This window comes from gamma proteobacterium symbiont of Scutellera amethystina, assembly GCF_059730845.1.
The window spans coordinates 1,792,505-1,814,858 of the sequence record NZ_AP035935.1 but is presented as its reverse complement, the minus strand read 5'-3'; the positions used below and the strand labels follow the sequence as shown (position 1 = coordinate 1,814,858).

The following is a 22,354-nucleotide window of genomic DNA, read 5'->3' as shown; positions in this document are numbered from 1 at the left end:
GTCCGGGTTGAAACATGGCAGACGAGAGCGACGTCGAAAAAACCGAAGACCCCACGCCCCAGCGGCTGGCAAAGGCACGAGAAGAAGGACAGATCCCGCGTTCGCGCGAGCTGACCTCGGTGCTGTTACTGCTGGTGGGCTGGGGCTTGCTGCTGTTGGGTGGCGAGCGGCTGGCGCATCAGCTGCTGGCGCTGTTACAGCAGGGTTTGCAGATTGAGCGCGCCAGTGCGTTCGACCCGCAGCAGATGCTGCTGCAGGCCGGTGCGCTACTTAAGCTGGCGCTGCTGGCCATGCTGCCGCTGGCGGCCGGTCTGTTGCTCACCGCCCTGTGCGCCCCGGCCCTGCTCGGCGGCGTGACGCTGAGCGCGAAAGCCATCAAGCTGGATGTCACCCGCCTGTCGCCGCTGAAAGGCCTGAAGCGCATGCTGTCGGCGCAAACGCTGAGCGAACTGCTGAAAGGCGTGCTGAAAGTGACGCTGGCGGCGGTGGCCTGCGGCGTGTTTCTGCTGGCCAACAAAAACGCCTTTATCCATCTGCTGTGGCAGCCGCTCGGCAGCGGCGTGCACGACGGCCTGCGCCTTCTGTCGCGCTGCCTGTTGCTGGTGGTGCTGGCCGCGCTGCCGATGGTCGGTTACGACATTTTCTGGCAGCTGGTCAGCCACCTGAAAAAGCTGCGCATGAGCCGTCAGGAGATTCGCGACGAATTCAAACAGAGCGAAGGCGACCCGCACGTGAAAGGACGCATTCGCCAGATCCAGCGCAACGCCGCGCGCAGCCGCATGATGGCCGATGTGCCGAAAGCGGACGTAATCGTCAACAACCCGACGCACTATTCGGTGGCCCTCGCCTACAGCGAAGACAAGATGGCCGCGCCGGTGGTGCTGGCAAAAGGCGCGGGCGAAATCGCGCTGCGCATCCGCGAAGCAGCCAGCGCACATGCCATCCCGATGCTGGAAGCGCCACCGCTGGCGCGGGCGCTCTATCGCCACTGCGAAATCGGTGAAGCCATCCCCGCCAGTCTGTATACCGCCGTGGCGGAAGTGCTGGCCTGGGTCTACAGCCTGCGCCGCTGGCGTAAAGGCTACGGCCTGGCGCCGCAAACCCCTGCTAATCTTCCGGTGCCCGCGGCGCTGGATTTTGCCCGTGAGAACCCTGAGTGATGTCCAGTTTAACTACCAAACTTCGCCTGCCCAATCTGCGCCAGACGCAGTGGCAGATCCTCGCCGGTCCGGTGCTGATCATGACTATCATGGCGATGATGATTCTGCCGTTGCCGCCGTTTGTGCTGGATCTGCTGTTTACCTTTAACATCGTGCTGTCACTGATGATCCTGCTGGTGGCGATGTTCACCCAGAACACGCTGGATTTTTCCGCCTTCCCCACCGTGCTGCTGTTTTCCACGCTGCTGCGGCTGGCGCTGAATATCGCCTCGACGCGCGTGATTCTGATGAACGGCCATACCGGCGACAGCGCGGCCGGACAGGTGGTAGAAGCGTTTGGCCACTTTCTGGTGGGCGGCAATTTCGCCATCGGCATTATCGTGTTCGTCATTCTGATCATCATTAACTTTATGGTGATCACCAAAGGCGCCGGACGTATTGCCGAAGTCGGCGCGCGCTTTGTGCTGGACGGCATGCCCGGTAAGCAGATGGCGATTGATGCCGACCTGAACGCCGGCATCATCGGCGAAGAGGAGGCGCGCCGCCGTCGCCAGGACGTCACGCAGGAGTCGGATTTTTACGGTTCGATGGACGGGGCCAGCAAATTTGTGCGCGGCGACGCCATCGCCGGGCTGCTGATCATGGCCATCAATATTCTCGGCGGGCTGGTGATTGGCGTCGGCCAGCACGACATGAGCTTTGGCGATGCTGCCACGACTTATACCCTGCTGACCATCGGCGACGGCCTGGTGGCGCAGATCCCCGGGCTGATCATCTCTACCGCCGCCGGCGTGATTGTGACGCGCGTCGCCAGCGAGCAGGATGTCGGCGAACAGATGGTCAGCCAGCTGTTCCGCAATCCGCGCGTAATGGTGCTGGCGGCCGGGGTGATTGGTCTGCTGGGAATGATCCCCGGCATGCCGAACCTGGTGTTTCTGTTGTTTACCGCCGCGCTGCTGGCGCTGGCGTGGTGGCTGCGCGGCAAAGAGGGCCAGCCGGATGCCGCCGCGCAGGATAAAGCGCAGCGCGCCGCCGAGGCGAAAAGCGCCGAGGCGGCGCAGGTGAGCGAAGCCTCCTGGTCGGATGTGGAGATCGAAGATACGCTGGCGCTGGAGGTCGGCTACCGGCTGATTCCGATGGTCGACAGTGACCAGCAGGGCCAGCTGCTGACGCGCATTCGCGGCATCCGCAAGAAATTCGCCCAGGAGCGCGGTTTTCTGCCGCCGTCGGTGCATGTGAAGGACAACCTCGATTTGCCGCCGACGCACTACCGCATTCTGCTGAAAGGCGTTGAGATTGGCCGCAGCGAAAGCTTTCCGGATCGCTGGATGGCGATCGACCCCGGCTGCGCCGAAGGTGATATCGCCGGGACACCGTGCCAGGAACCGGCGTTTGGTCTGCCGGCGGTATGGATTGATGAAGTGATGCGCGAGCAGGCGCAGACGCTTGGCTACACCGTGGTCGATCCCAGCTCGGTGATTGCCACTCACCTCAACCAGCTGATCGCCACCCACGTCGAGGAGCTGTTTGGCCGCCAAGAGGCGCAACAGCTGCTGGACCGCCTGACCAAAGAGATGCCAAAGCTGGTTGAGGATCTGATCCCCGGCGTGATCTCACTCACTACCTTCCATAAAGTGCTGCAGAATCTGCTGACCGAACAGCTGTCGATTCGCGACATGCGCACCATCATCGACACGCTGGCCGAATTTGCGCCGCAGCTGAGCGATGCCGACGACTTAACTGCCCAGGTGCGGGTGCGGCTCGGCCGCGCCATCACCCAGCAGTGGTTCCCGGGGAATGATGAACTGCAGGTGATTGGCCTGGATCTCAATCTTGAGCGCCTGCTGATTCAGGCCACGCAGAACGGCAGCCCGATTGAGCCCGGCATCACGGAAAAGCTGATCAAACACACGGAGAAAGCCATCCTGCAACAGGAAGCGATTGGGGCACCGCCGGTGCTGCTGGTGAATCAGCCGCTGCGTCTGATGCTGTCGCGCTTTTTGCGTCGGGTATTCCCGCAGCTGGCGGTGCTGGCCAGCCAGGAGATCAGCAGTAACCGCAGCGTGCGCATGACCTATCTGATTGGCGGTCCGGAGTGAGAAAGCGCGCCCTGCTGCTGCTGATCAGCGCGCTGCCGTTTGGCGTGCAGGCCGCCGGGTCGTGGCAGGCCACGCGGGCGGGTGGTCAGTTGCAGGTCGGCGGTCAACTGCTGACCACCCCCGAACTGCGCGCACCGCGCGCGCTGCCGCCTGCGGCCAGCGTCACGCAGCTCAGCTGGCGGATTACGCTACTGCGGGCGGCACCGCCGGGACTGGGTATTAAGCTGTGCAGCGTGGATCGCTGTCTCAGGCTGGAGGGATTACAGGGTACGCTGCGGCCCGGTGCGCGCTTGCCGGCGGCCGGTCCGTTTCGCTTTGTTTATAGCGTGGCCACTAAAGGCGCGCTGTTACCGCAGGTGCAGATCGTCAGTAATCAGCTGACGGTGAATTATCGTTAAGCAACAAGACGCTTTATCAGCCGCTTTAAACGGCAGATAAAACGCCCTGCGCGTTAGTGCATGCGTGTGGGCAACAGGCTGGCATACGCCTGGGTACACTGTTTGCCGCGTCCCAGCGCCATCATCTCCTGCTTGAGCGTCGTCAGCCGCTGGCTTAGCGCCTGCATCATCTCGTTTTCATTATCCAGCAGCGTTTGCAGAATCTGCTTCAGTTCTTCACGCTCGCACGCTTCCAGCGCCGGCTGGTGTTGCATCAGCTGATTGAGCTGCACCACATAGTTTTCTGCCAGCCGGGAGAAGTCCTGCCAGCTGCCCTGACGCGCCATCTCCAGCAGCGACAGGTTCAGTAAAAAAATCTGTTCATATTCAGATGTCAGTCGGGAATTAGCCATGGCGGGTCGCTTTTACCTTGGGTTCAATCTCTTTCCAGGTGCGGGAAAGCGTGGCGATAACGTCAATCGCGGCGGGCAGTTCTGCCGCTGAATGGGTAAGATTGGCTTTCAGCAGGGTGCGCGAGACGTAGTCGTACAGACTCTCCAGCTGCTGAGCGATTTCGCCACCGACCTCATGATCCAGCGCCGGGCGCAGACCGTTATCGATGATATTGATGGCGCGCGACAGCATTTCGCCGCGCCGCGCCACGTTGCCTTTCTCAAAGTAGATACGCGCGCGCTGCATGGCGTTGAGCGCGCCATCCAGCAGCATGGTAATCAGCTGATGCGGTGACGCGCCCGCCAGCTGGGTTTCCAGATCCAGGCGCGCATAGCTGTGCCGTCCGGCCGGTGAATACATAATGACTCCGTTATCTGACCGACGGCGCAGTGCGCCGCCGCGGAAGCTATCACAGGGTGGCAATCACCGAGGAGAGCTGGTTACTCATGCTGTTCATCTGCGCCATGGTCTTTTCCAGCGCGATAAACTGCTGCCGATAGCGCTCGACGTTTTTGTCGATCAGCGCCTGGGTACGATCAATCTGCTCCTGCATGCGCTTGACCTGTTCATCCAGCCCATCAGTGGCCAGCTTGATCGCGCCTTTATCCTTTGAGGTGCCATCGCCGAGGTACTGATCGAAGATGGCGTTGAGCTGGCCGGCGATGCCGGTTTTTTCGCCCCGCCCCATGAACATTTCGCCGATCGCTTCAGGATGATCGGCCACTGCCGCATCGAGTTTTTTCTCGTCGAGGCGCATTTCGCCGCTGGCGGTGTCGATAGTGATGCCAATATCGGCCAGCGACGACACCTCTGCCGTGCCCTCACCCACCACGCCGTTAATCGAGGTGCGGATTTCACTCATCATGCCGCGCAGCATGATGTCGCCCATCAGCACCCCGTTGCTGCCGCCGCCGTCTTTTTTCGCACCGTCCTGGTCAAACTTGCTGGCAGTGCCAACCAGTTTTTGCAGCGCGTTGTACTGCTCAACGAAGCTCTTCAGCGTGGTTTTGATGGCGCTGTTATCTTTGGTCAGGGTGAGCTGTTCGCCTTCCACCTGATCTTTGGATTTGGCCTTGAGCTCCAGCGTCACGCCATCAATGATGTCGGAGATATTGTTGCTGGAGCGGGTGTATTTGATGCCGTCGACGCTCAGTTCGGCGTTTTTGGCCGCGACTTTCTCTTCGATGGTGCCAATGTTTGGATCGGTATTGAGCAGGCCATCCAGCTTATCGTCGCCGGTCACCGCAACTGACATCCTGCCGTCTTCACCGGATTTCTTTGCGGTGAGCACCAGCTGGTAGCCATCATCGGTGCGCTGCACCGAGGCCGTGACGTCGCCATCGGCCTTGTTGATCTTTTTGGCGATCTGCTCCAGCGAGGTTTCATCTTTGCTCAGCTCGATATCCAGCTTTTCACCGTCGCCGGTGGTGATGGTCAGGGTGCGCGTTGCCGCATCGCCGCCCAGCAGCTGATCCTTTTTCTCCTGCCCCGCCGTTGCCAGTTTATGCGCGGCGGCCAGCTCGTGGACCACCACTTTATGAGTGTTGGCGCTGGCACCTTTACCGAGGGTCACGGTGAAGGCGTCGTTTTTGCCCGGCGTCAGCGTGCTGAAGCCGTTATCGGTCAATCCCTTTACGCTGTCTTTTAATTTATCCAGCGCGCTGCTGATTTGCCCCCACGCGGATATTTTGCCCTGATAATTGGTTTGCAGAGTGGCGTAAGGTTTTAATCGGGTCAGCTCTGCCTGCTGGATCTTTTCCAGCATTGCGCCGGTATCAATGCCAGAGCCGATACCGAGCGATGAGAAGCCTGCCATATGATTCTCCCTGTAATCGAGGTGTGCAGCAATTCGCTGTGTCTATTAAGGACATCGGGGATTGCGCCAATAAGTTTAATTTTTTCCCTTTCGCCTGGACATAAAAATTCACCGCCGCCGCAGAGTCGTGCGCTTATCCGGCTATTAATTTTTCACCACCAAAAACAAAACGCTTAATTAGCGCCAGAAGTGCGCGTATTTCGCAGGTTTGATACAGCGTGAAATTTTTTGCTGAAAAAATATTTTAGGGAATTTATCCAGCACCGATGGAATAGGTAAGCGTCAGCGCGACGCATTGTATTTTCTCAGCACGTTGTGGTTATTTTAATTCAATAAGGAAACATCATGGCCCAGGTCATTAATACCAACGCACTCAGCATGGTTGCTCAGAACAACCTGAACAAATCTCAGGGCTCTCTGGGCACCGCGATCCAGCGCCTCTCTTCCGGTCTGCGTATTAACAGCGCCAAAGACGATGCCGCCGGTCAGGCCATCAGCAACCGTTTCACCGCCAGCATCACCGGTCTGTCACAGGCATCACGTAACGCCAACGACGGTATCTCCATCGCGCAGACCACCGAAGGTGCGCTGAATGAGGTGAACGATAACCTGCAGAATATCCGCCGTCTGGCGCTGCAGGCGCAGAACGGCACCAACTCTGAGTCTGACCGTAAATCGATCCAGGAAGAGATCAGCTCGCGCCTGTCTGAAATCAACCGTATCTCTGAGCAGACCGAATTCAACGGCGTGAAAGTGCTGGGCGAAGATCAGTCTCTGAAGTTCCAGGTGGGCAAAAACGATGGCGAAACCATTGAGATCAACCTGAGCAAAATGAACACCGAAACCCTGGGCCTGGACAAGCTGGATATCTCGAATATTTCTAATTCGACCAAACTGGCGGCGGGCACCACGCTGAAAGGCAAAGCGGGCGCTGACGACGTGGAAGTGAAGCTGGATGACGCCACGCTGAAAGCGGCGAAAGATGCAGCCTTCACCGCCACCGGTTCAGGTGATATCTATAAATACACCGATGATGCGGGTAAGGATGTATTTGTGGCGATTGGTAAAGATGATAAAGGCGCTGATGTGGCCACTGTCATGACGCCAACGTTTGATGCCGCGGGCACCGTGACCTTCGCGAAAGGCGCCGATGCAACTGAAGAGCAAATTCAGCTTGCTGCACCAAGCACGCTGAAAGATCTGGATGACGCGCTGGCACAGGTTGATACCTTGCGCTCACACCTTGGTGCGACTCAGAACCGTTTTGCCTCGGTGATCACCAACCTCGACAGCACCGTGACCAACCTGGCAGAATCCCGTTCACGTATTCTGGATGCGGACTTCGCTTCAGAAGTTTCCACCATGAACCGCGCCAACATCCTGCAGCAGGCAGGTACCTCAGTGCTGGCGCAGGCCAACCAGGTTCCGCAGAACGTGCTGTCTCTGCTGCGTTAATCACTGATTTGCCTGACGGTGCGCATGAATGCGCACCCTACAAAAAACACGGTCAGCCGCTGTTGGGTCGCCATTCTGGTATCACCAAAAACAACGCAATCCCCTGTAGGGTCGCCATTTATGGCGACCGTCAAATACCCGTCTGACCGGCTAAAAAATGCTGCCCGCGATCATCCGCCGGCAGCATTATTTTATGCCGCAAACTGCACGGAATGATGGGGGAGCGGCTACCCGTGCGGTTGCAAGGGCGCCGCAGCGCTGAGGTTTTTACGTCTCGCCAGGAGATTCCCGCAGGACGCGGGAATCAGGCCGGGCCGGTCAGGATGACCGATACCGGCCGGTCCGGCCGGCGTGGCGGGAAAACCGCAGGTACCGCGCAGCGGCGCGAGGAGTTGCCCGGCAAGCGCACGGGTAGCCGCTCCCGTCATCACGAGACATAAAAAAAGCCGCAACGCGATTACACGCTGCGGCATCAAAGTCAGCCTATCTTAATCAGGCCTGCGCGTTTTCTGCCAGGCGCGCAATAATCTGCATCTCTTCGCTATTTAACAGCTTCTCGATATCCACCAGAATCAGCATGCGCTCATTGAGCAACCCGAGACCCAGCAAATATTTGGTCGACAGCGTGGCAGAGAAATCCGGTGCCGGACGAATCTGCTCATCATTTAACGCCAGCACGTCCGACACGCCATCAACCACAATGCCGACAATGCGCTCGTGCAAATTCAGCACGATGATCACCGTATCCTGATTAATATCCGCCGCACCGAGCTGGAATTTCACCCGCAGATCGACAATCGGCACAATCACGCCGCGCAGATTAGTCACGCCAGTAATAAACTCCGGTGCGTTAGGAATGCGCGTGACACGATCGTAACCGCGAATCTCCTGCACCTTTAAAATTTCAATACCGTACTCTTCATTGCCGAGGGTAAAAATCAGATATTCGTGACCCATCTTATTATCGACCACCAGCTTATCTGTACCGACCAGATTCATTGCGTGCTCCCGCATTCATTTTTCATTCAGGCTTAACCGTGTTTGTGTTCGAGTTTCTGACTTTTTGCCAGCGTCGACAGACCGACGACATCAAGGATCAGCGCCACGCTGCCGTCGCCGAGAATGGTGGCGGCGGAAACACCCGGCACTTTGCGATAGTTCATTTCCAGGTTCTTCACCACCACCTGATGCTGGCCAATCAGCTGATCCACCAGCAGCGCATAGCGGCAGCCGGCGCTCTGCACAATCACCGCAATCTTGTCGCGCGTCTGGCGCGGCGCACCGGGGATCGCAAACACCTGCTTCAGCTCAATCAACGTCAGGTACTCACCACGCACCTGCAGCAGCTGCTCATCGCCTGCCAGGCGGTTGAGCATGCTGTCAGACGGACGCAGCGACTCCATCACGCTGCTGAGCGGCAGCACATAGACTTCATCGCCAACCATCACCGACATGCCGTCAAGGATCGCCAGCGTCAGCGGTAAAATAATGCGGATGGTGGTACCGCGATCGGCTTCGGAATGCACCTCGACGTGCCCGCCCATCGCCAGAATGTTACGGCGCACCACGTCCATGCCGACGCCGCGTCCGGAGACATCGGTCACCTGCTCGGCGGTCGAGAAGCCGGCGGCAAAAATCAGCATCCACACCTCTTCATCGCTGGCGTTATCACTGATGCTCAACCCCTGTTTGTGGGCGCGCGCCAGAATTTTCTCGCGGTTCAGCCCGGCGCCGTCATCGGTCACTTCAATGACGATATTGCCGCCGTGATGCTCCGCCGACAGCGTCAGGTTGCCCTTCGCCGGTTTGCCCTTCTGCACGCGCACCTCAACCGGCTCGATGCCGTGATCGAGGCTGTTACGCACCAGATGCGTGAGCGGATCGATGATGCGTTCAATCAGGCTCTTATCCAGCTCGGCGGAACCGCCCTTCAGCGTCAGCTCGATCTCTTTCTGCAGCTTACCGCCGAGGTCGTGCACCAGACGCGGAAAACGGCTGAATACGTACTCCATCGGCATCATGCGCACCGACATCACCGACTCCTGCAGATCGCGCGCGTTGCGCTCCAGCTGGCCGATACTGCTGAGTAGCGCATGATGATGCGCCGGATCCAGCACCCCGGACAGCTGCGACAGCATCGCCTGGGTAATGATCAGCTCGCCGACCTGATTGATGATCTGATCGACCTTCTCCACCGCCACGCGAATACTGCCTGATTCGGCCGCAGCGGCGCGCGGTGCGGCTGTTGCCTGGCGTGCGCTGACCGTCTCCGCCACCGCGCTGGCCGGCGCGCTCAGCACCGGAGCAGCCGGTTCCGCTTTCACGCTGACGCTGATTTGTCCGGCATCCAGCACAAAGCACAGCACCGCGCTGATCTCCTCCGCCGACGCCGTGCTGCGCAATTCAACCTGCAACTGCGTGTCGCTACTCGCCTGCTGCACCACCGCACCGAGGTGCGCCAGCTCTTCCAGCAGCAGCGCCTGTTCGTTTTGCGCCACCTCGCGCAGCGTCACCACCAGCGTCTGCTCATCAGCGCCGGACGGTGCCACGACCGTGACCGGCTGCGGCTCAACCGCCGCGACCGGCGGCTGTTTATCCGCCAGCGCAATCTGGCGCAGCGCTTCGCAGATGGCGTGAAAACTGGCCTGATCGGGTTGTTGCGAGGCTTTATACGCATCGAGCTGACTTTGCATAATGTCTTTGCTTTCCAGAAACAGATTGATGATGTTGCTGGTGAGCGACAGCTTGCCCTGCCGCGCGTCATCCAGCAGGTTTTCCATGATGTGCGTGGTTTCCTGCAACACGGTAAAACCAAAGGTGCCGGCGCCGCCCTTGATGGAGTGCGCGGCACGGAAAATCGCGTTAAGCATCTCTTTGTCAGGCGCCGCCACGTCGAGCAACAGCAGATGTTGTTCCATATCTGCCAGCAGCTCGTCGGCTTCTTCAAAGAAGGTTTGGTAAAAATCACTGACGTCCATTCGGGGTAACCTGTTTACTGTTCAGAGGCGGGCATGGGTTGCGGTGAAATCGCGGGTGATAACGTGCGCAGCGTGGCAGCGACCTGCGGATCTACCGCAGCCGCGCTGTCTTCCGCCACGATGGCGCGCGCTTTGAGCGCGCTGAGCACCAGCAGGCTGATGCGCCGGTTAGTAGGATCATCCGGCGGCAGATCGCTCAGGCTCAGCATGCTGGCGCTGCCAATCACGCGTAAAAATTTCTGGCTGGCCAGGCCGGCGGCTACCATCACCCGGCGCGAGGCGTTGGCGCGATCGCTGGAGAGCTCCCAGTTGCTGTAACCGGCCTCGCCGCCGCTGTAGGGCAGTGAATCGGTATGACCGGTCACGCTAATCTGGTTGGGAATGGCATTCAGCACCGGCACAATCGCCTGCAGGATGCCGCGCATCCAGGGTTCAACCTGCGCCTGGCCAATGCGGAACATCGGCCGATCGCGGGTATCGACAATCTGAATCAGCAGGCCATCCGTCGTCAGCGAGAGACGTAAGTTGGAGGTATAGGGCGTCAGGCGCGGGTCCTGCTGCATCAGCGCCTGCAACTGCTCAAGGCTGTGCTGCAGCGCCTGCTGTTGCTGCTGCTGGTCAATCTGCTCCAGCTTATAACGCAGCGCCTCGCCCTCCTGCTTCATCGGATCCTCACCGCCGCCGGGGATGGCACTGCTGCTCAGGCTGGCTTTGTCACCGTGCGACAGCGCCACTTTCAGCGGCGTTTTGAAATAGTCGGCGATGCCCTGACGCTGCTCCGGCGTCGCGGTGGAGAGCAGCCACATCACCATAAAAAACGCCATCACCACCGTCATGAAGTCGGCGTAGGCGATTTTCCAGGAGCCACCGTGATGGGCGTGTTTCTTCGGTTTGCGCTTGCGCACCACAATGATGGGAGGCGGGGAATTCATGATTTCTCTTCCGCACTGCCGCTATCACTAAACTTCACCTGCTGGACATGTTCTTCCAGCTCGACAAAATCCGGACGCTCGGTGGAGAACAGTGTCTTGCGGCCAAACTCGACGGCGATTTGCGGCGCATAGCCGTTCAGGCTGGAGAGCAGCATCACCTTGATACACTGCAGCATTTTGATGTGCTCGGCGCTCTTCTGCCGCAGCAGTGAAGCCAGCGGCAGGATAAAACCGTAGGCCAGCAGAATGCCGAGGAAAGTACCTACCATGGCGTGCGCAATCAGGATGCCCAGCTCGGCCGCCGGACGATCCGCCGCAGCCAGCGCGTTGACCACGCCCATGACCGCCGCCACGATGCCAAACGCCGGAAAGGCGTCGCCGATGCTGTTAAGGCTGTGCGCCGGCACTTCATGCTCGTGCTCCAGCGTTTCAATCTCGACGTCCATCAGCGCTTCGATCTCAAAGGCATTCATGTTGCCGCTCACCATCAGGCGCAGATAATCGACCAGAAAATTCAGCAGCGTTTTGTCCGCCAGCAGGCGCGGATAGGCGGAAAAGATCTGACTGTTGGCCGGATCTTCGATGTCTTTTTCCAGTGCCATTAATCCGCCGCGCCGGCTTTTGCTCAGCAGCAGGAACATCATCGCCATCAAATCCATGTAGATGGCTTTGTTATAGCGTGAGCCGCGCAGCAGCGAGGGAACGGCCTTCAGCACCGCTTTCAGCGCCTTGCCATTGTTGCCGACGATAAAGGCACCGACTCCGGCACCGCCGATAATTAACAGCTCGGTGGGCTGATACAGCGCGCCGAGCTGGCCACCGGTCAGGGCAAAGCCGCCAAACACCGTGAGCAGAACCACCAGATAACCGAGAAGAACTAACACGTGACTTCCTTCAAAGTAACTGCCGCGCCGCCGGGATTAGCCGGCGTGCCATTGCAGGGCGGCAAACGGCGCGCTGCACTGGTTGTGCACCACGTCAGGGTATTTTTTTACCGCACGTGACGGCGGAGAACACAGGCTGCAAACAAAGGGATCGCGCGCGCTGTCTTTGGTCACCACGAAGCCGCCGCCGCAGCAGTCGCACTGCTTGTACTGGATAATGCCGCAGTCAATGAAACGCAGCAGCGTCCAGGCGCGGGTCAGCCCCAGCACCTGTTTTTCCCCCGGCGTGGCCGGACACTGTTCGAGATAAAGACGGTAGGCTTTTAACGTGGCCTCAATCGGCCGGAAATGTTCGGTTTTTTGCAGATAGAGGTAAATATTGTAAAACATCGACGAATGAATATTCTGTTCCCACGCCATAAACCAGTCTTCGGAGAAGGGCAGCATGCCTTTCGGCGGCGGCTCGCCGCGCAGTTCTTTATAGAGTTTTAGTAAACGGCGACGGCTCAGCTGGGTTTCACTCTCCAGCACCTGCATGCGTGCACCCAGTGAAATCAGCTCCATGGCAATATTCACTTCACGCACTTCATTAAGAATACTTTTCTCGTTCATGACGATTGCCTTATTGTGCCGCGGCACTGGTTTCACTCAGTGAGTTCAGTAAATTGGTCGACAGAATAATACCGGTGTGAATCTGCTGCAGCGCTTCAATACGCGAATCTTTGGTCAGGTTATCAATCACCACATCATCATCGACCCGCAGGCGGCAAATAAGCTGATTGGTAGAAGCCAGTTTAATTAGCTTGGGCAGCGGCAGATTTTTCAGCATATCGATGGTGGCGTCATTCAGGCCAAGGCGAAAACCTGCGGCGACTTTGTCCTGACGGATCAGTTGTTGTGCCAGTAATAAATAGGAAAGATTAATATCGTGGATGCTTTGAATATGTTCGTTATCGTGAGTCATGACGATTTCCTGACAGGCCAGGTTATTAATCCGGCGCTAAGGTCTTATTCCAGGCATTCAGATGCAGGGCGTCCTGAGCAGAATAATGCTCACGGTGAAAACGTGCTCTGACATGTAAATGCGTTATGCCGATGATTCGAAGAAACGTTACAAACATCCCAATTTAATAACATTTCACGTTGCGCAAACCCCATCGTACCGTATTCGTACTGTGACAGCGGCTGAATGATGCAGTTATAAAATGAATCGGTTCAGCTGAATGTCTGAGCAAATGGTAGCGCATCGATTCTGTCAAAAACAAGAAATAAGACAAACCTTAAATACCGCTCTAACCTTATGATTACCAAGCTTAATGTAAGATTAATTTGTCAAAGATAGCATTATTAAAGCATTAATCCCGGCTGCAAAATGGCGCCGTAACTCTTTAGGATTAATCGGGGAAAAGGTCTTTTCTTACCCGATTACCGCGCCTCGCGGGCATCCAGTCTGGCGCGTAAACGCTTGATGGCCTGGCTGTGCAACTGGCTCACCCGCGTTTCAGTGAGATCCAGCAGCGATGCGACCTCACGCATATTCAGTTCCTGCTGATAATAGAGGCTCAGCAACAGCTGCTCGCGCTGCGGCAGGAATTTAATTTCCGCACTGATACGCGCCGCCATATTCTGCTGCAGCAGGCCATGCAGTGGATTGAGCTGCTCGTGCTCGGCTTCTGGCTTTTCAAAGGCATCGGCAAACTCTTCCTGCAGTTCGTCCAGCGAATAAATCTGGCTGAGATTGGTATCATGCAGCATGGCGTGATATTCCTGCAGGCTGATACCCATTTCCCGCGCAATCTCTTTTTCTTCCGCCGCGGCCCCGGTTTGTTGTTCCAGCCGCTGAATGACCGCAGCCATTTCTCTGGCATGGGTGCGTACGCGTCGCGGCACCCAGTCACGCTCACGTAATTCATCCATCAGCGCCCAGCGCACGCGCTGAATAATATAGGCGCTTATTGCCACGCCTTTTTTCGGATCGAAGCTGTCAATGGCGGATAAAAAACCCAGCGAGCCGGCCTGAATTAAATCGTCGAGTTCCACGCTGGCCGGCAGGCGTACCTGCAGACGCAGCGCTTCCTGACGGACTAAATGTCCGTAACGCTTCCACAGGTCATTTTTATTTTCAACGCCGCTGGAGGTGTAAATACCGTTCACAATCTCTGATTCTCCTGTAAACCGGAGAGCCATTATTGCGGAGAGGCGCAATATTACAAAGCGTGATAAGGCGTTATAATATTGCGCATTCCGCTGCTTTATCGGGGAGGGAATAACATAGTTAGCGGGAATAAATTAAAATGTTTCCCACTCGGCTTCCTGATGTTTTACCGGACGCAGCGCCGGCAGCGGTTTGCTGGCGCTAAACGCCGCTGGCTGATTATCCAGCGCAAACTGGCTGACAATGTTCTCCAGCGTTTCCGACTGGCTCTCCAGATTGCTGGCCGCCGCCGCCGCCTCTTCCACCAGCGTGGCGTTCTGCTGCGTCACCAGATCCATCTCATTAACCGCCTGGGCGATCTGATTGATACCGGCGCTCTGCTCGTCTGACGCAAGGGTGATTTCACCCATGATATCGGTGACCTGGCTGACCGAGCTGACGATGTCGCGCATCACCGAGCTGGCGTTGCTGACCTGCAGCGTACCGGTCTCCATGATTGCCACGGTGTTGACGATCAGCTCATTGATCTCTTTCGCCGCGTCGGCACTGCGGCGCGCCAGGTTACGCACCTCTTCCGCCACAACCGCAAAGCCGCGTCCCTGCTCGCCGGCGCGCGCCGCTTCCACCGCGGCGTTAAGCGACAGGATATTGGTCTGGTTGGCGATGCTGTCAATCACGCCGTTGATGTCAGCGATCTGGCGCGAACTCTTGCTGATCTGCTGCATGATCTCTTCCAGTCGCGTCATCACCTCACCGCCACTGCGCGCGTTTTTGCTGGCGCTGTCGGCCAGCTGGCGCGCGTTGTGCGCGTTGTCAGCGTTCTGGCGCACGGTGGTTTTGATCTCTTCCATGCTGGCGGCCGTCTGCTGCAGCGCTGAAGCCTGCTCTTCAGTGCGTGATGAAAGATTATTGTTGCCGTTGGCGATCTCCTGCGCATTGGCGTAAATGCGCCCTACCCCTTCACGGATACCGGAGACGGTACTGATTAATGACAAGCGCATCGCCTCCAGCTCTTTCAGCATCAGGCCCAGTTCGTTTTCATTGCCCGCCTCGATGCGCTGCGTCAGATCGCCCTGCGCAATGCGCTGAATGGAGACGGTGGTGTCCGCCATGCGCGTCACCAGCACGCGCTTCACCCAGATGCGCGCCAGCAGCAGCAGCAGCGCCGAAATCAGCAGCATCACAATCGCCATACCGACCATCTGACGATAATCGCTTTCGGCGCTGGCGATCAGCTGGTGGTTATAGCGGTCGTTGATTTCACTGTACTGCGCCAGCCGTTCACGCATCAGATTACGGTTGTCGATTTCATGCCGCAGGCCCTCAATCACGCTGAGCGGGTTCTCCAGCGAGTTAAGGTTGTTCTGCGCAATCGCCATCACCAGATCAAACTGCTTATCCAGCGCATTGGCTGCAGCCTGCTCTTCGTCACTGTTAAACGGCGTGCCGATATAGGTATCCATGCCGCGACGCGCCAGTACCAGGCGTTCACGTACCTGCTCAACCGCCTGCTGGCTGACCGGCCGCTCAAGCGCCTTCTGCAACAGCATGCTGTGGATTTGCGCCAGCGAGCCGTTGATGTTGAACATCGCATCCTGCATCGCGTTATTGTTGACGGTCGAGACCTGCGCCTCTTCGAAGTTGGCTTTGTTGGAGACCGCTTTCAGCACGCTGAACGCCAGCGCCACTACCAGCATGGCAGTGAAAAAGGCGATGATACTGGTGATCGCGGTAGCGATTTTGAGATTCTTAAACATAGTGTCCTCTGACGCCGCTCCGGCGTCTGGTGAAAGATGAAGCCTTAGCGCGTCATGTTGAACAGCGACATTTTTTGCATGCTCTGAAACACCATCATCGAGGCGTTCAGCGAGAATTCTGACATTTTCGACTGGCCAATCAGACCGATCAGAGTGTCGTAATCCGAGCCCACGGTCTGCTCCAGCCGCGCGGTAAGATCCAGCTGCTGGGTGGCCGCCGACTGATCCAGCGCGTCCAGCTGCTGTAGCCGGGTACCGACTTCCGCCTGCAGCTTGCCAAGGTTATCGATACCTTTGCGCACCGAGCCGCTGACCTCCTCCAGCGCGCTGCGCAGCGCGCTGCGGTCCGCGTCATCGTTAACCGGCTGCTTCAGTGCTGTGATGGCTTTATCCAGCTGCTGCAACAGATCGTCGGCGCTGCCGCTCATAAACAGCTCGCGCCCGGTATGGCCCAGCGCCATCTCCACGTTGTCCGCCACCTGGCCTGACAGCGCAGTGTCGCCGCCGCGATAGTTGCCGTTGTCATCAAACGGCGCCTGACCGGTTTTGTAGCCGGCAAAGATCGGATTCCCCTGGCCGTCGCGCGCGTTGCCCAGATCGCGCAGGCTGTTGCGAATGCCTTCCAGTTCGGTGGCCAGCGCGGCGCGGTCGGCATCTGACACGCCGTCGTTGCCCGCCTGCACCAGTTTTTCCGTCAGGTTTTTGGTCAGCACGTTGCCGATGGAACCCAGCGTGTGATCCTCCAGCTCCAGCGCCGCGCGCGCCGACTGGCGGGCGCTGTCGAAACGGCCGATTTGCGCCAGCGCGTCCTGTAACAGCACCGCCTGCGCCGCCGCGGCCGGATCGTCCGACGGCGTCAGCACACTTTTATTGCTGGCCAGCCGGTTGTAGATCTCATTGCCGGCGCTGACGCCGCGCGAAAAGCTGTTGAGATTGTTTTGATACTGGAAAAGTGTGCTCAGACGCATTTCCGCCTCCCTTAAATGATTGCGCTTCAGCGCAGGCTTAACAGCGCGTCAAACAACCTGTTCGCGGTTTGCAGCACCTGACTGTTGGCCTGGTAGTACTGGGTGTACATCTGCAGGCTGATGTACTCTTCGTTGAGATCGACGCCGGCAATCGCCTGCTGCTCCATCGCCGCCGCTTCCAGCGCTTTGGCGCTCTGGGTGGCATCGCTTTCTGCTGCCGAGGCGGTGGCGCCGACGCGCCCGACGAGGCTGGAATAGGCTTCGCTCAGCGTTGCTTTGCCCACCAGCGCTTCGGTCTGGATCGCCAGCATTTTTTTGAGGTTTTCATTGTTGGTTTTGTCGTCGGCATCGGCGGATCCCGAGGCGGCAATGCCGTCACCGTTGCTCAGCGCCACCTGCAGGCGCGCCGCCACGTTATCCAGCGGATTGAGGCTAAAGCTGTCGCCCGGGCTGGCCCCCGGCGTCACGCTAATGCTCAGGCCGTCAAACTGCAGCGCCCCGGTATTGGCATCCACCGTGTGCGGCACCACGCGGCCATCGCGGCTTTTCACCTGCCAGTCACCGCTGTCGGTCATGCTCAGGGTGTAGCCGCCGGTTTGCACCTGGCTGATATCGCTGAAGCTGACGTCCAGCGCGGCGCTGCCGAGGTTGTTGCGGTTGGCCTGCGCCACCGGCTGCGGGATGTTGAAAATATCACCGCCCGGCTTGCCCGCCGCGTCGTAACCGTCACGGTTCACCGTGTTGAAACGCTGCGCCATCTGCAGCGCCAGCTGGTTCAGTTCATCACGCGCCTGCAGCAGATCGTTATTGCGGAAGGTAAACAGGCCGCCGAGTTTACCGTGCGACAACTTGCTCTCATCCAGCCGCTGCTCGTTACCGGCGGCGTCGCGGTACATCACCACGGTTTTCAGCGGATCTTCCGCCGACGGCGCGGTCGACAGCGTATAAGCGCTGTGGCCGTTGACCAGCGGGAAGCCGTTTTCCAGCGTGACGTCGACCCGCCCGGTGGCGCTGTTTTCACTGACGCGAATCCCCACCTGGCCGCTGAGTTTATTCAGCAGGCCGTCGCGCAGGTCGAGCAGGTCGGCCGGCAGATTGCCGGTCTGGCCGTGAATCTTGCCAATCTCTTCATTCAGGCTGGCCAGCTGGCGCGTGACGTCGTTGATGTCGGTCACACTCTGTTCAATCTGGCTGTTACTGCTTTTCTGCAGGCCGTTCAGCGCCTGGCCCTGAGTGTTAAGCTGCGAGGTCAGCGCGGTAAATTGCAGATAAGCCGCCTGGCGCGCCGACGCGCTGGAGGCATCGCCATTCAGCGTTTCCAGCCCTTTAAACAGATTATTCAGGGAAACCGAAAAGTTAGCGCTGTCGTCACCGAACAGCTTGTCAATCTGGCTGAGCTGCGACAGCCGGCCGTCATGCTGCATAAAGCTGCTGTTGGCGTCGCGCAGCTGCTGATTGGCAAATCCGCTGTAGGCGCGTTCGATGCCGTTAATCTGCGTGCCGTAGCCAAAAAAACCGTTGGCGGTGGTGCGGCCACCGGCTTCGCCGAACTGCGCGCTCTGGCGGCTGTAGCCGGGGGTCATGGCATTGCTCAGGTTATTGCCGACAACGTGCAGTGCCGTCTGCGCGGCGCCCAGACCATTTCTGGCCAGATACATCAGATTCATGGTTTCCCCGTACAATCGGTCAAATTGAGACAAATCCCTACTCAACCCATCGGTGATTACAGAAATTTCTGAAATAAAAAATCAGAACAGCGTTGAGAGATCGGTTTGATAGGCGCTGACGCTGGCGCTCACCGTGCTTTTTACCCGCTGCATAATGCTGATCAGTTTGCTGGCGTAATGCGGATCGGTGGCGTAGCCGCTGTGCTGCAACGCCTGCGCCGCCTGCTCGCCGCTGGCGGCGTCAGTGACCGCCCGGTAGCGCGGGTTGTCAGCGATGAAGCGCGCGTAATCGCTCAGCGCCTCGCTGAAAGAGTCATAGACGCGGAACGCGGCGCGGGTTTTGGTCGCGACGCCATCGATAAACTCGGTGGTGGTGATGTCGGTGGTTTTGCCCTGCCAGTCGGGTGAGGCTTTGATGCCAAACAGGTTGTAGCTGCGCTCGCCGCTGGCGGTGCGGATTTCGCCCCGGCCCCAGCCGGACTCCAGTGCGGCCTGAGCAATAATCAGATGGTGATCGATGCCGGTACGCTGTGCCACCGCCAGCGCCGGCTGCATCAGCTGACGGATAAAGTCGTGGCGATCGCCGCCCGCCGCGCTGTTGAGCGGTGCCACCAGCGCGGGCAGCAGGGTTACTGCCGGTTGCGCCGGCTGTGGCGCCAGGCTGTGGCTCAGGCGCTGCATCACCTCCGGCACACGGGTGCCTGCGGTCTGGTTCACCGTCTGTGGTAGCTCGCCCATCTGCTTTAGCATCATCTGCGCCAGCCCCAGCTCGCCGCGTCCCGCCACCTGCTGCGCCAGCTGCTGATCGTACAGGGAGGTCATCATGTCGCCCGCCTGGCTCTGCAGCAAACCGCCGCCGAAGCTGGCCTGACGCATGCTTTTCAGCATCACCTGCACAAACAGGCCTTCCATTTCCCGCGCGGCGCTCTGCATCGCTCCGCGACCGTCGGCGCGCATCTGGCGTTTCAGCGCACTCAGCCCCTGCACGTCAAACGCGGCGTAACGGTGTGGCGCGGTCATCAGTTGGTCTCCAGCCGGGCGCGCAGGCAGCCGGCGTTTTTCATTGACTGCAGAATCGACATCAGGTCATTCGGCGTCGCGCCGAGACGGTTTAAGGCGCGCACCACGTTGTTCAAATCGGTGCTGGTATTAACCTGCTGCAGCGAACCGCCCTGCTCGCGCACTGAGATTTCGGTGTTATTGGTCACCACGGTTTCGCCGCCGGCGAAGGGCGTATCGGGCTGACTGACTTCGCGGTTATTGAACACTTCTACCGTGAGATCGCCCTGCGCCACCGCGCAGGCATCCAGCGTGACGTGCCGGTTCATCACTACCGTACCGGTGCGCGAATTGACGATGACTCTGGCATCCATCACCGCCACCCGCAGCGGCAGGTTCTGCACCTCGGCGAGGAAACGCACTTTGGCCGCCGGTGTGGCTGGTACATACAGCCGCACGCTGCGCGCGTCTTCGGCCTGTGCCGCGCCGCTAAAGCGACGGTTGATGACATCGCTGACCTGCTGCGCCACGCTGAAATCTTCCTCGTGCAGCTGCAGGCGCAGCTCACCCTGGCCGGCAAAATCCAGCGGCACTTCGCGTTCGACCGTCGCACCGTTATCAATGCGCGCGCCGTTGAGCTGATTGACCTGTACCCGGTTACCGCCGCTCTGCGCGCCGGCACCGCTCACCAGCAGGTTGCCCTGCGCAAGCGCGTAAATCTGGTTGTCGGCGCCTTTCAGTGGCGTCATCAGCAGCGTGCCGCCGCGCAGGCTCTTTGCATTGCCGAGCGATGAAACCACCACGTCGATCTTCTCACCGCTGCGCGCAAACGGCGGCAGCTCAGCGGTCACCATCACCGCCGCAATGTTTTTCAGCTGCATATTGACGCCGGGCGGCACGGTAATGCCGAGCTGCGACAGCATGTTGTTCAGGCTCTGGCCGGTGAACGGTGCCTGCATGGTCTGGTCGCCGGTGCCATCCAGACCGACCACTAAGCCATAGCCCATCAGCGCATTGCTGCGCACGCCCTGAATGCTGGCGATATCACGAATGCGCTCGGCGTGAACCGTGGCGCTGCACAGCAGCATCAGCAGCAGACTGCGCATCAGAAAGGTGTTCATTGGTCGGTGCCTATAGCGGAGAGAGAGAAAGGAACAGCCGCTGCAACCAGCCCATCTGCTGCGCCTCATTGATGTAGCCGTTGCCGACGTATTCAATGCGCGCGTCCGCCACCTGAGTGGACGGCACGGTGTTGCCGCTGCTGATGGTGCGCGGATTCACCACGCCGGAGAAACGGATAAATTCAGTACCCTGATTGATGGCAATCTGCTTTTCGCCCACCACGCGCAGGTTACCGTTGGCCAGCAGTTCGGTAACGGTGACGGTGAGCGTGCCGCTGAAGGTATTACGCGCCGCCGCGCCGCCTTTGCCGCTGAAATCATTTTTGCCGCTCATCTCCGCCCGGGCGCGATCGCCGCCCAGCAAACCGCTCAGGGCGTGCGGCACCGCATCAAATCCCAGCCCGGCGCTGCCGTTACGGTTGGCGCTGGCGGAAGAACTCTTGCTGGCACTGACGTTCTCCTGCAACAGGATGGTCAGCGTATCGCCGACGTTGCGCGGCCGGCGATCTTCAAACATCGGCTGATAGCCGTAATTCATCGCCTGGCCGGTCTGGAAAATAGCGCCATTGGTGACACTGACCGGTGTCTCCACCGGCGCCGCCGAGGTCGCGCCCTGTACCAGCGGCGCGTGCGGCATCACGCTGCAGCCGCTGAGTACCAGAGACAGCGCCAGCGTGACAAAAAAAGTTGTTGAGTACGGTTTCATAGCGGATCGTCAGGCGGCCGCGCGCTGCGGCCAGCACATTAAAGTTGCGTCAGGCGTTGCAGCATCTGGTCTGAAGTGGAGACCGCTTTGCTGTTGACCTCGTAGGCGCGCTGCGTCTGGATCATGTTCACCAGCTCTTCAGCGACGTTGACGTTCGATCCCTCGATATAGCCCTGTTTCAGCTTGCCCGCGCCGTTCAGGCCAGGCGTCGACTCATTCGGCGCACCGGAAGACTGGGTTTCGCGATACAGGTTTTCGCCGATGCTCTCCAGTCCGGCATCGTTGGTGAAGGTCACCAGCGAGATCTGCCCGACCACCACCGGTGCGGTCTGGCCCGGCACCGTGACGCTGACCATGCCGTCCACGCCAATGGTCAGCTTGTCCGCTTCGGCCGGCAGCGTAATGCCCGGCATCAGCGTGTAGCCGCTGGCGGTGACCATCTGACCATTCTGATCCTGCTGGAACGAGCCATCGCGGGTGTAAGCCAGCGTGCCATCCGGCATCTGCACCTGGAAAAAGCCCTGACCTTCAATCGCCACTTCGTGGGCGTTATTGGTCTGGCTCAGGTTGCCCTGACTGTGAATGCGCTGCGTCGCTACCGGACGCACGCCGGTGCCGAGCTGCAGGCCGGTCGGAATGGTGGTCTGCTCGGAAGACTGCGCGCCAGGCTGGCGCAGTGTCTGATAATGCAGATCCTCAAACATCGCCCGCTGGCGCTTAAAGGCGGTGGTCGAGACGTTGGCCAGGTTATTGGAGATCACGTCCATGTTGGTTTGCTGGGCTTCGAGGCCGGTTTTCGCAATCCATAACGAGCGAATCATCAGTTG

The 22,354-nt window shown here is 58.9% G+C and carries 21 protein-coding genes; 4 read left to right on the top strand and 17 right to left on the bottom strand.

Annotation, left to right across the window (positions count from 1 at the left end):
* Positions 1 to 14 precede the first annotated feature (14 nt).
* From flhB to AC6I79_RS08310, 3 genes are read left to right on the top strand one after another with little or no spacing between them, the layout of a single operon-like run.
* Positions 15 to 1,160 (top strand): flagellar biosynthesis protein FlhB, encoded by a 1,146-nt coding sequence (gene flhB / locus AC6I79_RS08320; RefSeq protein WP_498027683.1) that lies wholly within the window; start codon positions 15 to 17, stop codon positions 1,158 to 1,160.
* Positions 1,160 to 3,259 (top strand): flagellar biosynthesis protein FlhA, encoded by a 2,100-nt coding sequence (gene flhA / locus AC6I79_RS08315; RefSeq protein ID WP_088517778.1) that lies wholly within the window; start codon positions 1,160 to 1,162, stop codon positions 3,257 to 3,259. Before flhB ends, flhA begins: the two co-directional genes overlap by 1 nt.
* Complete coding sequence (locus AC6I79_RS08310) at positions 3,256 to 3,657, top strand: flagellar protein FlhE (RefSeq protein WP_058757460.1); 402 nt, start codon at positions 3,256 to 3,258, stop codon at positions 3,655 to 3,657. Before flhA ends, AC6I79_RS08310 begins: the two co-directional genes overlap by 4 nt.
* A 53-nt stretch (positions 3,658 to 3,710) precedes the next feature.
* Here the strand turns inward: AC6I79_RS08310 and AC6I79_RS08305 are convergent, their stop codons facing one another.
* Genes AC6I79_RS08305 through fliD form a run of 3 tightly spaced genes read right to left on the bottom strand, consistent with a single transcriptional unit; the run spans position 3,711 to position 5,905 of the window.
* Positions 3,711 to 4,049, bottom strand: coding sequence for a flagellar protein FliT (locus AC6I79_RS08305; protein ID WP_498009195.1), 339 nt, complete (start codon positions 4,047 to 4,049; stop codon positions 3,711 to 3,713).
* The gene (fliS, locus tag AC6I79_RS08300) at positions 4,042 to 4,449 is read right to left on the bottom strand and encodes a flagellar export chaperone FliS (protein WP_058757458.1); all 408 of its coding nucleotides are present in this window, start codon (positions 4,447 to 4,449) and stop codon (positions 4,042 to 4,044) included. The genes AC6I79_RS08305 and fliS overlap by 8 nt, the downstream gene beginning before the upstream one ends.
* A 49-nt stretch (positions 4,450 to 4,498) precedes the next feature.
* The gene (gene fliD / locus AC6I79_RS08295; protein ID WP_058757457.1) at positions 4,499 to 5,905 is read right to left on the bottom strand and encodes a flagellar filament capping protein FliD; all 1,407 of its coding nucleotides are present in this window, start codon (positions 5,903 to 5,905) and stop codon (positions 4,499 to 4,501) included.
* Positions 5,906 to 6,250: 345 nt separating this feature from the next.
* On the opposite strand from fliD, the gene AC6I79_RS08290 reads away from it, so the two are divergent.
* Positions 6,251 to 7,360 carry a FliC/FljB family flagellin gene (locus AC6I79_RS08290; protein WP_104188911.1) on the top strand — a complete coding sequence of 370 codons (1,110 nt, stop codon included), beginning with the start codon at positions 6,251 to 6,253 and terminating at the stop codon, positions 7,358 to 7,360.
* Between the two features lie 492 nt (positions 7,361 to 7,852).
* Here AC6I79_RS08290 and AC6I79_RS08285 read toward each other — a convergent pair whose 3' ends face one another.
* The 14 genes from AC6I79_RS08285 to flgG all read right to left on the bottom strand — a co-directional run bounded on the left by AC6I79_RS08285 (position 7,853) and on the right by flgG (position 22,348).
* Positions 7,853 to 8,359 carry a chemotaxis protein CheW gene (locus AC6I79_RS08285; protein ID WP_104188909.1) on the bottom strand — a complete coding sequence of 169 codons (507 nt, stop codon included), beginning with the start codon at positions 8,357 to 8,359 and terminating at the stop codon, positions 7,853 to 7,855.
* Between the two features lie 32 nt (positions 8,360 to 8,391).
* Entirely contained in the window at positions 8,392 to 10,338 is a 1,947-nt protein-coding gene (gene cheA, locus AC6I79_RS08280) for a chemotaxis protein CheA (protein ID WP_498027682.1), read from the bottom strand.
* Positions 10,339 to 10,352: 14 nt separating this feature from the next.
* Positions 10,353 to 11,270, bottom strand: a complete 918-nt coding sequence (motB, locus tag AC6I79_RS08275; RefSeq protein ID WP_088517773.1) for a flagellar motor protein MotB — start codon at positions 11,268 to 11,270, stop codon at positions 10,353 to 10,355.
* On the bottom strand, positions 11,267 to 12,154 hold the full coding sequence (gene motA, locus AC6I79_RS08270) for a flagellar motor stator protein MotA (protein WP_088517772.1): 888 nt from the start codon (positions 12,152 to 12,154) through the stop codon (positions 11,267 to 11,269). The genes motB and motA overlap by 4 nt, the downstream gene beginning before the upstream one ends.
* Positions 12,155 to 12,190: 36 nt before the next feature.
* Positions 12,191 to 12,766, bottom strand: a complete 576-nt coding sequence (flhC, locus tag AC6I79_RS08265; protein ID WP_058757451.1) for a flagellar transcriptional regulator FlhC — start codon at positions 12,764 to 12,766, stop codon at positions 12,191 to 12,193.
* Between the two features lie 10 nt (positions 12,767 to 12,776).
* Positions 12,777 to 13,118 carry a flagellar transcriptional regulator FlhD gene (gene flhD, locus AC6I79_RS08260; RefSeq protein ID WP_058757450.1) on the bottom strand — a complete coding sequence of 114 codons (342 nt, stop codon included), beginning with the start codon at positions 13,116 to 13,118 and terminating at the stop codon, positions 12,777 to 12,779.
* 461 nt (positions 13,119 to 13,579) lie between these two features.
* Complete coding sequence (locus AC6I79_RS08255) at positions 13,580 to 14,308, bottom strand: RNA polymerase sigma factor FliA (RefSeq protein WP_088517770.1); 729 nt, start codon at positions 14,306 to 14,308, stop codon at positions 13,580 to 13,582.
* Positions 14,309 to 14,443: 135 nt separating this feature from the next.
* Positions 14,444 to 16,066 carry a methyl-accepting chemotaxis protein gene (locus tag AC6I79_RS08250; protein WP_132462299.1) on the bottom strand — a complete coding sequence of 541 codons (1,623 nt, stop codon included), beginning with the start codon at positions 16,064 to 16,066 and terminating at the stop codon, positions 14,444 to 14,446.
* Positions 16,067 to 16,110: 44 nt separating this feature from the next.
* Entirely contained in the window at positions 16,111 to 17,034 is a 924-nt protein-coding gene (flgL, locus tag AC6I79_RS08245) for a flagellar hook-associated protein FlgL (protein WP_498002474.1), read from the bottom strand.
* A gap of 26 nt (positions 17,035 to 17,060) precedes the next feature.
* Complete coding sequence (flgK, locus tag AC6I79_RS08240; protein WP_498002472.1) at positions 17,061 to 18,701, bottom strand: flagellar hook-associated protein FlgK; 1,641 nt, start codon at positions 18,699 to 18,701, stop codon at positions 17,061 to 17,063.
* Between the two features lie 81 nt (positions 18,702 to 18,782).
* A complete protein-coding gene (gene flgJ, locus AC6I79_RS08235) occupies positions 18,783 to 19,721 on the bottom strand; it encodes a flagellar assembly peptidoglycan hydrolase FlgJ (RefSeq protein ID WP_127834254.1) in 939 nt (312 codons plus the stop codon).
* A complete protein-coding gene (locus tag AC6I79_RS08230; protein ID WP_498002470.1) occupies positions 19,721 to 20,821 on the bottom strand; it encodes a flagellar basal body P-ring protein FlgI in 1,101 nt (366 codons plus the stop codon). Before AC6I79_RS08230 ends, flgJ begins: the two co-directional genes overlap by 1 nt.
* A 10-nt stretch (positions 20,822 to 20,831) precedes the next feature.
* Positions 20,832 to 21,527 carry a flagellar basal body L-ring protein FlgH gene (locus tag AC6I79_RS08225; RefSeq protein WP_264251604.1) on the bottom strand — a complete coding sequence of 232 codons (696 nt, stop codon included), beginning with the start codon at positions 21,525 to 21,527 and terminating at the stop codon, positions 20,832 to 20,834.
* 38 nt (positions 21,528 to 21,565) lie between these two features.
* Positions 21,566 to 22,348, bottom strand: a complete 783-nt coding sequence (gene flgG, locus AC6I79_RS08220; protein WP_058757442.1) for a flagellar basal-body rod protein FlgG — start codon at positions 22,346 to 22,348, stop codon at positions 21,566 to 21,568.
* Positions 22,349 to 22,354 lie beyond the last annotated feature (6 nt).